Genomic DNA, 12,871 nt, shown 5'->3' with positions numbered 1-12,871 from the left:
AATATAAGCATTCATTTCTGACAAAGCGCCAAAAGCATTCAACCAAGTTAACTTTTGGTGAATATTAAGTTAAGCGTTGGTGAATATCAAGGTAAGTAACAGAGTTCTATACCCAGTTGTTTGGCGTATGCTTGAACAATTTGGCGTTATCCAGAATAAGTCTTATGGGTATATTCAGTCGTAAACCAGAGCTATTTCATCCTAAAATTTCACGTTTTATGCTTACGGGTTAATTGTCACAAAATGCTCGTTTTTGAGGGGTAGATTCGTTGCTAAATTATTGTTTTTCTCAAAAAGATTCGTAAAAACTGCCCTAAAAATAGAATGAAATAGCCCTGCTGTACCTTTAAATGCAAAACTTAACTATGGATTGAAAAAAACCTAACAAGGATTAAAAGCAAACTTGATTTGGAATAATACAGGACCGATTGTTGTGTCGATTGTATCAATTCGGATTTGGGTTTGTTGATTTGCAGATATATCTCTAGCTCTTGCCGTCAGATTTGAATTGATACCAAAAATCGAACTCACTGGGTTCTTACATGCATTTATTGTGCCTAATGTAATACCGACATTTTTGCTCCAAACATCTGAGAAGCCAGGCCCAAACGTTGCGTTTGGATTATTGTTAGTTGGAACTTGTTGACCTGCAAAGGTTATTCTAACGTTCAGGTCAGCACTGCCTCCTTGAGGCACATCTGCAAAGCCAATATAGTTGACGTTAATTGGCTGAACGTTTAACCCAGAAGGTACATTCAAACCGATCCGCAGATTGCAGGATTCTGATACAACCTTAGGAGGTGAAGCTAAAGCTCCAAACGCAGAAAATGTTATTGAAAGAGTATCTCCATTCAAAATTCCCTGTGCTGTTCCGTCTGGACAACCATTTCCGAAAAGAGTTACTGGAACTGTTTGAAACTCAAATCCTTGTGTTTGAGCCTGTACCTGAGATAGACCCACAAGATTGAAACTCAGTAACGTCAAACTGGAAATCAGACCACTTAAAATCTTCATATTTAAGGACTCCGCAAAAACGTGTAATTTCCTGTGTATATTAGCTGCAACTGAAAATTCCCTAAGATACTTATAAAAATAGGAATTTTACCCAGCAGCCTCTTTGGGGTTTGGGGATTTATCGCAATTCTTAATTGTGTGCAATACGCTCTGGTTAAGGGAGACAGAAAATAGTAAAAAACAATGAATTTCTGCCTCTTAAATTATTTGTCAGTGTATTTTATTTAGACCTCTTGCAATAGTCAAAAAATCAGAAATGTCATTCTGAGCGGAACGCGGTGGAGATAAGAATCTCACCAGATGTTTTGCTCCGCTCAACATGACAATTTAAGCATTTATGCAAGACCTCTATTTATTTGAGAATTGCCATAAAAAGAAGCTTTGAAAATGATAACTCAAGCTGAGAATTTTAGTTAATCTATCCAAAGATATATGTTCTAAAAATTTTTACAAATCTTAACTAATATCTCACGATTTGCTCATTTTTTATAAAGTTAAAAGAAGGTCGGGTATCCCTCTTTTATAAATAAAACAGAAGTCAGAATACAGAATTGTGAATTTGTGAATACTCTACCCATAAAGGGATAGAGTTTTAATTAGGAAGAATATTTTAATTTCTTTTCGCCCACGAGGGGACTAGGTTTTAAACTTAGCAACTGTGAGAGCAATTAATATCCTAGCATTTTTAATTTTACCCACCACAAAAGTATGATATGTGCAAGATATTTTGCTCTAGTAGGGTAGCACAGATGTGCTACCTTACGAATTGCTGTACTTCACGTAATTGAAAACTGCTATAAATTAATCCTCTAAAATCTGGATTTCATCAAGTTGATTAATCACCACATCCGCACCTCGGACATTATCTGACTTACCCACCCAAGTGATACCAATACAACCTGCGGCTTTAGCATCACGCGCCATTTGCATATCACCAACTGAATCACCCACCATCAATGTAGCGCCTGGTTTGACTTCCAAAGCTTGGCAAGCTTGCAAAAATAGGACTGGATCTGGTTTACCCGGCCCCTCATCCACTCCCATTTCCAACTCGATATAATCACTTAATTGGTGATTGGCTACAAACTTACGTACTTCTTGAGTTGTGGCAGCTGAGAGGATACCAAGTTTTAGTCCACCTTCCCACAGAGATTTCAAAACTTCTAAGCTACCCATAAACAGTGGTGAAGGAGTTTGTCCAATGTATTTTTCCGCTTCATCCAAAGCTTGACGGGCTATTTTTAACGACTCAAACCATCCTCTTCCCGTCTCGGCTATATATGCCGCTGCTGCCACTTCTGTTTCGCGGCGGCTTGCTACTGATATTAAACCTGCGGGATCTAGAAGATTGCCATTGATACCAAATGCCATTAATAGGGGTTCCCCAGTTCCAGGGATTTGAGCATCTATTAATCTTGCTGCCTTTTGTGCGAGCGATCGCAAATACATTTCAGAATCTTCTAGAGTACCGTTTTTGTCAAACAAAATTGCCTGGATATTATCAAAAGTGATGTTTCTACACTTAATAGTTGCCACAATATTTCACCCCACTTATTTATAGGACTCGTATTTTATTTTTGAAATAACTCAGTACACATCTATTCCCTTCTTCTCTGTTCCCTGTTAAGAGTTCCCTTCCTACGCAAGTAAGTTCAGGAATCAAATCGGATTCCTATAGTTAGGAGTTAGGAATAATAACTCTAACTCTTCACTACTCCCAACTCTTCAGTTTTACCGATTCTCCACATAAAAAAAGAGGGAAAAACCCTCTTTATAAAATCATTTAATACTCTTACTTAAAGACAAGTAAAACTATAAAAAATCTATTACTCTTCAATAGCTGCTGGAATTTCCTCTTCAGTTTCCGTCGCTGCTGGAATCTCCTTTTCAATTTCCGCAACTACTGGAATTTCTTCTTCAAGTTTCGCTGCTGGTGGAATTTCTTCTTCAAGTTCTGCTGCTGGTGGAATTTCTTCTTCAAGTTCTGCTGCTGGTGGAATTTCTTCTTCGAGTTCTGCTGCTGGTGGAATTTCTTCCTCTGCTACAACTTCCACAGGTACAGCTGACGCAGCAGTAGCACCTTGCTGCTTAGCTAACAGCTGTTCACGATACTTAGCAGCCATTTCTTCTGCCTTATCGTAGACCAAATCCCGGTTTTTAATCATGTCGCCGGGTTCGGGTTCTAGCTGCTTGGTAGATAGGGAAATCCGACCCCTTTCTGCATCCAAGTCAATGATCATAACTTTCACTTCATCATTGACATTGAACACGCTATGAGGCGTATCAATATGTTCGTGAGAAATCTCTGAAATATGCAGTAGACCACTGACGCCACCAATGTCGATGAAAGCACCGTAGGGCTTGATCCCACGAACAGTACCAATCACTACTTCGCCGACTTCTAGGCGGTTCATCTTGCGCTCAACCAGCGCCCGACGGTGAGATAGAACTAAGCGATTACGTTCTTCATCCACCTCTAGGAATTTCAATGGCAGGTCTTCGCCTACCAATTCTTCTTTAGGTTTGCGGGTACTGATGTGGGAACCTGGGATAAAGCCACGTAATCCCTCAATCCTTACTAATGCTCCGCCGCGATTGGTTGCAAACACGCCAGAACGTACAGTAGCATCTTCTGCTTGCAGCTGTCGCACGCGCTCCCAAGCCCGCATATATTCAATACGCCGGATGGAAAGGGTTAATTGACCATCTTCGTTTTCATCGGTAAGGATGAAAAATTCGCGCGTTTCGTTTGACTGTAAGACTTCTTCCGGGCTATCTACCCGGTTAATAGACATTTCTTGTATAGGTATATATGCTGCGGTTTTAGCACCAATGTCAATCAGAGCGCCGCGCGGCTCTATACTGAAAACTGTTCCTGGTACAACATCACCAGGGCTAAAATGGTAGTCGTATTTGTCAAGTAGAGCAGCGAAATCTTCGTGAGTGAATCCAATTTCTGTAGCGGTTAAATTCTGATTGACCATGCTGATTTGTTCCTGGTTCTAGTCTCCGTAAAGGTTGTGCGACAAGCGCGATGTGCTATGCAAGCGCTTTTATAGCAGCTTACACTTAACATCCTTTTTCATCCTAGCGCAGAAAAGCTAGTATTAACACATATCTACTCCCAAGATTGGAAATTATATCACAATATTAAAATGATTGGTCATTTACTTAGTAGTTAAAACCAACAAAGGACAAACACAATAATATCCGTTGCTACCATGCTTAGTAGCAACGGATATTAAGATTAAATCCGCTTAAAGGTCTGGGAATAGGATCTACTTATCTTTTTTCTCAAAACGAGGGGGTTCGCGAAATGCGATCGCAAAAAAGATAGTACCTATACACAGAGTAAAAATCAAGATGTACGCAACGCTTTCCATATTAAGATTTCCTGCCTATCGAGCCAGTAATTAAAGTTCTGAGTGCTGAGTTATCTGAGTGCTGAGTCAGAGCCTTAACTCGGAACTCAGCACTCAGAACTCAGCACTGAAATTAGAGAGCTTCCTTCCTGCGGGTTGACTTGTCACCCACTTTCTGGAACAGACCCCACTCAACTTGCTCTTCTAAATCCGCATCAACACCAGCAAATACGTCTCGGTAGATTGTCCGAGCGCCATGCCAGAGATGACCAAAGAAGAACAGCAGAGCAAATACGGCATGTCCAAAGGTAAACCAACCTCTAGGACTGGTGCGGAATACACCATCAGAGTTCAAGGTTTCTCGGTCAAATTCAAAGATTTCACCCCCTTGAGCCTTACGGGCATACTTCTTCACATCAGCTGGCTCTGTAAAGGTCTTACCATTCAGATTGCCACCGTAGAAACTAACGGTGACACCAGATTGCTCAAAGCTATACTTAGATTCTGCCCGACGGAAGGGAATGTCAGCGCGGACAATTCCATCTGCGTCGGTCAAGACCACTGGGAAGGTTTCAAAGAAGTTGGGGAGACGACGCACGGTCAATTCCCGTCCTTCAGAATCTTTGAATACGGCGTGACCTTGCCAAGACTGGGCAATGCCATCACCCTTGACCATCGGCCCTGTACGGAATAGACCGCCTTTAGCGGGACTATTGCCGACGTAATCGTAGAAAGCCAGCTTTTCAGGAATCTGCGACCAAGCTTCCGTTAGGCTTGCACCTTGAGCAACGCTAGTTTGAACGCGACGATCAATTTCCTGACGGAAGTAGCTTTGATCCCATTGATAGCGGGTAGGGCCAAACAATTCGATGGGTGTGGCGGCGTTACCGTACCACATAGTACCAGCAACAACGAAAGCAGCAAAGAAGACTGCTGCAATACTGCTAGAAAGTACTGTTTCAATGTTCCCCATCCGTAGGGCTTTGTAGAGCCGTTCGGGGGGTCTGACTGTGAGGTGGAATAAGCCTGCAATAATACCAACAACACCAGCCGCAATGTGGTGAGCCACAATGCCACCAGGGTTGTATGGGTTAAAACCATCTGGGCCCCATTCTGGTGCTACTGCCTGCGCGGCGCCAGTTATACCATAGGGATCAGAAACCCATATCCCCGGGCCAAATAGTCCGGTGAGGTGAAAAGCACCAAACCCAAAACAAAGTAGACCAGATAAGAACAGATGAATGCCAAACATCTTCGGCAAGTCTAGGGCGGGTTCACCAGTGCGGGGATCTCTAAAGAGTTCCAAATCCCAATAAACCCAGTGCCAAACTGCGGCTAGGAACAAAAGACCGGAAAGAACAATGTGAGCAGCAGCAACCCCTTCAAATGACCAGAAGCCAGGATCACTTGACGGGCCACCAGTAACGTTCCAACCACCCCAAGATTGGGTGACGCCCAAACGTGACATGAAGGGCAGAACAAACATCCCTTGACGCCACATCGGGTTGAGAATCGGATCGCTAGGGTCAAAAACAGCCAGTTCGTAGAGTGCCATCGAACCAGCCCAGCCTGCTACTAAGGCTGTGTGCATTAAGTGTACAGAAATCAGTCGCCCTGGATCATTCAGAACGACTGTATGTACTCGGTACCAGGGTAGTCCCATTGACTACGCTCCTCCTCGATGAGTTAGTTTACAAAGCAATTTTCTTACTGAGGTTATGAGAGACGAAAATCGCCACTCATAAAACTCTCTCTTGTTTTTTGTTATTGCCAGAGCCAGAGTATTACCACAGCTTAGTCTTATAAGTCAGACAGCGTGGGTGCTTTGGCAATGCTTACTCGCTTCGGGAGGTTTACCTTGTAGGGTAGCCATCGCCAAGCAAAAATGAGAATGTTTTAAAAAGTGTAACTATTGATGGAATTGTTTGCAAGCGTGTAAATTGATGCGATCGCGTAGCATCTCCAAGTTTTTTCGCTACCAATCCCCGTCACAGATTTAATTTGCTTATATTTTCTTGACGACGGGAGTGGGGGAGACAAGGGGGAATTATTCAACAAGTCTCTCCCTTGTCTCTTTTCCATGCCCAATGCCCAATGCCCTACTGAACTACCAACTGGATATTTTGCAATTGACACTTCGCCTCAGCTGTACCCAGGCGTTCGATTACCTGTTCGGCGCTCATCAGACGCTTGAGTACTACTTGACCGATGGTCTGACTAGCAATTACTGGTGTTGTTGGCTTGACTTCGACGGTTAAAACGGCTTCTTCAACTCGATAAAGCCATAGCAATTCATTTTGTTCGACTAAACAAATATTCATTCGCTGAATATCTGGTTGGCGTCGCCATGCAGTTATTTGCCAGAGTCCATCAGATGCCCAGACTCTTGCAACTGCCCATCCCTCAGATAGAAAGAAATACTTCACGATCTTAGTCTCACTTTTGGACTTTCTATTTCCTATTTACCATATCTTACATATATCATTTGTTAATGTATAACTAATGATATTTTAAATGAAGGCTATTTAAATATTGCCCACGTTTTAATAAGACAAGTCCTGATTTACAATTATTATTTAATAATCCCAAATATATCTATTTATTGGAGTAAAACCCTGTATTAAAAGTGGGTAAATTAGTAATTAATTGTAGAATATGCTATAAAACTAGCGAAGATATAGTATAACCACTGACCGCTCATTACATAAAATTTAACTGTATGACCTGGTTTTCCTTGTCCGTGAAACGGTGGGATCGGATTACACAATTCCTATCTTTGTTCTGTCTATGTTTATTTTTGGTTGTTAGTTGCGCTCCTCGTCCACAGCCTTCTACCCCACCATCCGGTTCTGTAAATAGCCCTACAGGTGATGGTCGTATTACTATAGGTACAACAGCAAAGCCAAGAACCCTTGATCCGGCTGATGCTTATGAGTTAGGATCTATAGGCTTGGTGTTTAATATGAGCGATCGCCTCTACACCTACGAATCAGGAAGCACGGAAATTAAGCCCCAGCTAGCTACAGCATTACCGAAAGTCAGTCAAGATGGCTTAACTTATACCATCCCCCTACGTCAGGGAGTAGTTTATCACGATGGCACTCCCTTCAACGCCCAAGCAATGGCATTTACCATCCAGCGATTTATTGAAAATAAAGGAAAACCCTCATTCTTACTAGGTGATATAGTAGATTCTGCAAAAAGTACAGGCGAGTATGAGTTAACAATTAAGCTGAAAAAGCCCTTTTCAGCCTTTCCTTCACTGCTGGCGTTTCCTGGAATATGTGCAGTTTCGCCAAAAGCTTACGAAGTTGGTGCTGGGAAATTCAAGCCGAATATCTTTGTGGGGACTGGCCCTTACAAGTTAGCGCAGTATGGCACCGATTCACTGCGATTTGATGCGTTTGATAAGTATTGGGGAGAAAAACCAGCAAACAAGGGTGTTAACGTCCAAATTCAAACTAGTCCGGTTAATTTGTTTAATGCTTTCCGTACAGGCGCAGTCGATGTAGCTTATCTTTCCCTGCAACCAGATCAAACTCGCAGCTTGGAAGAAGGTGCCAAAAAAGGGGATTGGCAAGCGATCGCTGCGGAGGGTAGTGTAGTAAGTTATCTGGTATTAAACCGGAATCAACAGCCTTTAGATAAATTAGAGGTAAGACAAGCGATCGCATCCATAATTGACCGTCCACTTTTAAACGAGCGAGTGTTACTTGGTCAAGCAAATCCGCTTTATAGCATGATTCCCACGACGTTTAAAGTTTCTGTGCCATTATTCAAAGATAAATATGGCGATGCTAACTTTGAGCAAGCTAAAAAATTGTTAACTACTGCTGGTTTCTCCAAAGAAAATCCCGCAAAAGTGCAAATTTGGTATCCTTCTAGTTCGCCTACTCGTAGTTTGGCAGCACAGACACTCAAATCTCTTGTTGATGTCAAAATGGATGGAATACTGCAATTTGAAGTTACCCCCGCCGAAGGCCCTACCTTTTTTAAAGACATCTCCAAAGGATTATATCCAGCAGCTTTACTTGATTGGTATCCAGACTTTTTAGACCCAGATAATTACGTCCAGCCGTTTTTGTCTTGTGGCAAAGGTTCAGTTGCGAAAGGATGCGAAGATGGAGCCAGTCAAACTCAGGGTTCGTTTTACTATAGCGAAGCCATGAATAAACTGATTGATCAGCAACGCAAGGAACAAAACCCCGAAGCGCGTCAGAAAATTTTTACAGAAATTCAAACGCAAGTAACTACTGATGTACCTTACGTTCCCTTATGGCAAAACAAAGACTATGTATTTGCCCAAAAAGGTGTTAGTAGCGTACAACTTAACCCTACCCAAATTCTGGTTTACCAGACAATTAAAAAATAACTTGGGCATTGGGCATAGTGGAGATGTAGCCCACATTCCGCAGGGTAGGAGAAGAATAATTAATAACCGATGCCCAATGACAAATGACAAATGACAAATGACTAAAATATGTCTCGCTCTAAAGCTTTACAATATTACATTGTTTCTCGGTTGCTTCTCGCGCCACTTCAGCTATTAACGATTATCACCATTGTATTTCTCTTACTAAGAGCAACACCAGGAGATCCAGCAGATGCAATTCTTGGTGGACGTGCGCCAGAAGCTGCTAAAGAAGAATTGCGAAAACAACTCGGTTTAAACCTTCCCCTGTGGCTACAGTACCTAAACTATTTGGGAAGCATACTGCGCTTTGACTTAGGAACCTCTTTAATGAGTCGGGGAGAGAATGTTTGGGACATAATTGGGCAATATTTTCCGGCGACGGTGGAGTTAGCAGTATGTAGTATGGCGATTGCACTCCTCGTTGGAATTGGGGTTGGGACTCTTTCGGCTTCCCGTCCTGGAACATATTTTGATGTCGGTGGGCGCTTATTTGGTATCATCACCTACGCACTCCCGATGTTTTGGGCGGGAATGCTTTTGCAGTTGATTTTCTCAGTCCAATTGGGTTGGTTTCCTAATTCCAACCGCTTTCCGCCCAATCTTCCGGCTCCCACGACTGTCACAGGATTGTATACAATTGATAGCTTACTCGGTGGAAACTTCACCCAGTTTTTCATATCTTTGCATCATCTGGCTTTACCGAGCCTCACACTAGGAATTTTGCTCAGTGGGATTTTTGAGCGAATTGTAAGAGTGAATTTAAAGCAAACTTTGCAAGCAGATTATGTAGAAGCCGCTAGAGCCAGAGGTATTGGTGAAAATAAGATTTTAGCCTCCCATGCCTTAAAAAATGCGCTAATCCCAGTAATTACAGTCTTGGGATTAACCTTTGCGTCTCTGTTAGGTGGAGCGATTTTGACAGAGGTAACATTTTCTTGGCCTGGGTTAGCCAATCGACTGTATCAAGCGATCGCCGATCGCGATTATCCCACAGTCCAGGGAGTGCTAGTGTTTTTTGGTGCGATCGTTGTGAGTGCCAGCATTTTAATTGATATTTTAAATGCTTATGTAGATCCACGAATTCGGTATTAGTAAAGAGTTATTAAAATAATTCGTAATTCGTAAATATAGCGTTTTTTGTTTACTTTGACCTCTCTCCAAACCTCTCTCCTAAAATGAGAAAGGCTTTGAATCTTACTCCCCTTCCCTCGTAGGGAAGGGGCTGGGGGTTAGGTCTTAATTAGAAAGAATTTTTCTGTAAATTGCTTGTGGATAATCACTACTACTGTAAGTTGGTCTCTAAGTTGGAGTCTAGGTTGGACTGTAGTATTTACTATAATAATAGGCTCTCCTATTTTTAATGCAATAGGTTCTTTTTTCGGTATACCATCATCTCACGCAAGCGATATGTTTGGTCTTCCATTGCCTCTTTTTGGGATTGTTTTTGGTTTTGTAAATGCAATTATTACAGGAAAAGTACTGGTTCGGTTATTGAGACAATCTAAACAAACCCATTTATGATAAAGAAAAGATCCGCGAATTCGGTATTAAGCTGCTTGACATTTTGTTAATTTTATTGAGAAATACCACTTGCTAAAATACCAAGAATTTTATTCACATCTTTGAGATAATATTCGCTTAAATCTATGGTCAATGTTTGTTCTTCTAGTTTGAGGAATTGCCAAATACTGCCAGTTGTGACTGCTCCGTAAATTGTTTTAATCTCAGTTGCAGCTTGCTCATTAAAAATTTGGGCTGCTACCATTTCTGCTGCACACTGACCCAAACCCGCATTAATATTCTCTTTTTTAGCTTCTACAACTGTAATTACTGGGGCTGTCAAAATTAGAATTTCTGGAGATTTAGTAATAATAAAATCGCAAGTACCGTTTAATCCTTTGCTATTATCGACAGTGAAATCTACCCCAGAAAATAAACCAATTTGTTCTCGTAATTGTCTGCGTAAATCCACTAAAATTGGAGCAATAATTAACTCAGAACGAGCTTTTTAATTATTACTACCTAAAGCGATCTCCAGGTTATAATTGAGTGTTTCTGCAAGTAAATTACTCGCTGTTAATTCAGGAACAGCAGCGAAAATATCGCGTTTTTCTAATGTGGTTAAACTAAACTCTTGTTTTGCTTTAGCTAAACTAAAGTCGCTGTAAGCCATAAAAATATCACTCTCTTTCGCTTTTAAATAGAAGACTGAAATTACCGTCCAACATCCAAGTTAAAGTAGAAACTACTGTCAACAATTCTGTTGCTGCCAACATATTTGATAATGGGTATGCTAACTCGGTGCTGTCCTGGTTTAAGCGTCCAAGTTTTTTGAAAATTACCAATATTATGACAAGCAGCATTAATCGGGAAGTTACTAGGAGTGAAAAGTCCATTTTTATAACTCTCAACTCCATTTAGAAACAGATAAACTTTTACTTCTACTCGATTGACTGGAGCTTTAGATGGTATGCAATAGGTTAGGTTTGATAATCTTAGAGTATCTCCAGCTTTTAGAGGTATGCGATCGCGATTTTTTACTTGCTGAGGTTCGTTGCTATTAAACTGCACTGTAAGATTATCAACGCATACTTTAGCCACAGTAACTTTATCACACGTTGTAGAAGTGGCGGTGACAGAGGGTGGCTCTAGAGAAGATTTGTTGCCAAGCCCCATTATGGCAGGCACTCCGGCAGCTACTATGGTGGCGGTGGCAGCGATAAGAGCAAGTGCAAGCTGTTGTCTAAAAGTTGTCATTTCTCAAACTCCTCAACTTTTGTGCTGTAACACCATCATCACTTGAGACACAGACTCTATAGGTAGGCGCTAGTAGGAAGTTTGAGTGATTAAATTGTTGTAAGGGAAAGTAGGCAAATGTAGCTTTGTAGGGTAAAGTATTACACTACTGGCTGATTTTTACTTTGCTCTGCCAATTCAATTACGCCTAATGGACTCAAAACAAGCGTTAGCATTCATTAATGCGCTGTTTGCTAAAAAGACTAATCAAGTCTTAAATGAATTGGAAGAAAAGCTTTTTTTAGCAATCTGGGAAAATCAGACTTATTCAAATATTGCTACTCAGACTTTTCTCTCTGAGCAATATTTGAGAGATGCAGGTGCAAATTTATGCAAAAAGATTACAAAAGATTTAGGGATAAAAGTTAATAAGAGAAATTTTAAAAATCAAATTAAATATCATTATCAACAGCATTTAGAAACAACTTTACCTTCCCAACAAGCAATTGTAGAACCAATTAATCTAGCACAAGGAGATGAACCACAGTCAGATAATCTATTACAGCGAAATCATAATCCCTTCATTCCATTTAATGGCAGAGTCGAAGAAAGGGATCTATTCTTTGACCGAGAGGGCGAAATCCAGCGAGTATTTGAGGTACTAAATAGCGGTAGTAGTGTCGTTTTAATTGGGGAGGAGGGAATCGGTAAATCCTCGCTGTTATGGATGATTTGCCAAGAAGCAGAAACTCGTCTAAACGTTAAACGTCAGCCAGTTTTCTTAGACCTGAATTTACTTCATAATGAAAGTCAATTTTATAGTGATTTGTGCTGCGAGATTGGTATACCCGAAAGTAAAGACTATCAATTAACCCGCAATTTGCGAAGTTGTAAAATACTATTGGCTATAGACAATGTAGCAAAACTTACAGGCGAAGGTTTTACTCGCAACATAAGGGATTATTTGCGCGGTTTAGCCGAAGGAAGTAATGCTCCGTTGAAGCTGATTTTAGCTGCCACCGAACCTCTGAACAACCTTTTTAACGATAGTCAGGAGCAAGGTAATACTTCTCCGTTGGCAGGTATTTGCCAAGAGGAACACATTCATCCTTGGGATGAAGCTACTATGCGTGCTTTTATTACCAACCGTCTAGCTAGAACTTCAGTGAGTTTTACTGAAGAAGAAATCATCCAACTCATCCAAGAAAGTGGCGGACATCCTCGCAAACTGATGCAATTATGTTACCGAACTTTTTTGCAGTATGTGGAGAGTTTGCAATGAATGACACCGCTTTGACCTCTCGCCCAACCCCTCCCCTACAAGGGGCTACGGTGTACACACAAG

The 12,871-nt window shown here is 41.3% G+C and carries 10 protein-coding genes and 1 pseudogene; 3 read left to right on the top strand and 8 right to left on the bottom strand.

Going from position 1 to position 12,871, the window contains the following annotated elements; genetic code table 11:
- Positions 1 to 381: 381 nt before the first annotated feature.
- The 6 genes from HWQ41_RS14890 to HWQ41_RS14865 form a co-directional block, all read right to left on the bottom strand.
- Positions 382 to 1,014 (bottom strand): DUF4360 domain-containing protein, encoded by a 633-nt coding sequence (locus HWQ41_RS14890; protein WP_292763953.1) that lies wholly within the window; start codon positions 1,012 to 1,014, stop codon positions 382 to 384.
- An 801-nt stretch (positions 1,015 to 1,815) separates the two neighbouring features.
- A complete protein-coding gene (locus HWQ41_RS14885) occupies positions 1,816 to 2,550 on the bottom strand; it encodes an HAD family hydrolase (protein ID WP_292763950.1) in 735 nt (244 codons plus the stop codon).
- A gap of 290 nt (positions 2,551 to 2,840) precedes the next feature.
- Positions 2,841 to 3,998 (bottom strand): 30S ribosomal protein S1, encoded by a 1,158-nt coding sequence (locus HWQ41_RS14880; RefSeq protein ID WP_292763948.1) that lies wholly within the window; start codon positions 3,996 to 3,998, stop codon positions 2,841 to 2,843.
- Between the two features lie 294 nt (positions 3,999 to 4,292).
- On the bottom strand, positions 4,293 to 4,397 hold the full coding sequence (locus tag HWQ41_RS14875; RefSeq protein WP_292763946.1) for a photosystem II reaction center protein T: 105 nt from the start codon (positions 4,395 to 4,397) through the stop codon (positions 4,293 to 4,295).
- A 112-nt stretch (positions 4,398 to 4,509) separates the two neighbouring features.
- Positions 4,510 to 6,039: a photosystem II chlorophyll-binding protein CP47 gene (gene psbB, locus HWQ41_RS14870; RefSeq protein ID WP_292763944.1), complete on the bottom strand. Its 1,530-nt coding sequence runs from the start codon at positions 6,037 to 6,039 to the stop codon at positions 4,510 to 4,512.
- Between the two features lie 436 nt (positions 6,040 to 6,475).
- The gene (locus HWQ41_RS14865) at positions 6,476 to 6,802 is read right to left on the bottom strand and encodes a hypothetical protein (RefSeq protein WP_229486136.1); all 327 of its coding nucleotides are present in this window, start codon (positions 6,800 to 6,802) and stop codon (positions 6,476 to 6,478) included.
- Between the two features lie 293 nt (positions 6,803 to 7,095).
- Here HWQ41_RS14865 and HWQ41_RS14860 point away from each other — a divergent pair, with 293 nt between their 5' ends.
- The gene (locus tag HWQ41_RS14860) at positions 7,096 to 8,748 is read left to right on the top strand and encodes an ABC transporter substrate-binding protein (protein WP_292763937.1); all 1,653 of its coding nucleotides are present in this window, start codon (positions 7,096 to 7,098) and stop codon (positions 8,746 to 8,748) included.
- Positions 8,749 to 8,856: 108 nt separating this feature from the next.
- Positions 8,857 to 9,882 carry an ABC transporter permease gene (locus HWQ41_RS14855; protein WP_292763934.1) on the top strand — a complete coding sequence of 342 codons (1,026 nt, stop codon included), beginning with the start codon at positions 8,857 to 8,859 and terminating at the stop codon, positions 9,880 to 9,882.
- A 481-nt stretch (positions 9,883 to 10,363) separates the two neighbouring features.
- On the opposite strand, the pseudogene HWQ41_RS14850 reads toward HWQ41_RS14855, so the two are convergent.
- A pseudogene (locus tag HWQ41_RS14850) lies at positions 10,364 to 10,963 on the bottom strand (hypothetical protein).
- Between the two features lie 41 nt (positions 10,964 to 11,004).
- A complete protein-coding gene (locus HWQ41_RS14845) occupies positions 11,005 to 11,547 on the bottom strand; it encodes a hypothetical protein (protein WP_292763931.1) in 543 nt (180 codons plus the stop codon).
- Between the two features lie 190 nt (positions 11,548 to 11,737).
- Between HWQ41_RS14845 and HWQ41_RS14840 the strand changes: the two genes are divergently transcribed.
- Entirely contained in the window at positions 11,738 to 12,808 is a 1,071-nt protein-coding gene (locus HWQ41_RS14840) for an ATP-binding protein (protein WP_292763928.1), read from the top strand.
- Positions 12,809 to 12,871 lie beyond the last annotated feature (63 nt).

The organism is Nostoc sp. NOS(2021), from assembly GCF_017115025.1.
Lineage (GTDB): Bacteria > Cyanobacteriota > Cyanobacteriia > Cyanobacteriales > Nostocaceae > Nostoc.
Note: the sequence above shows the minus strand (reverse complement) of the source record. Positions and strands in the feature narration are given on the sequence as shown.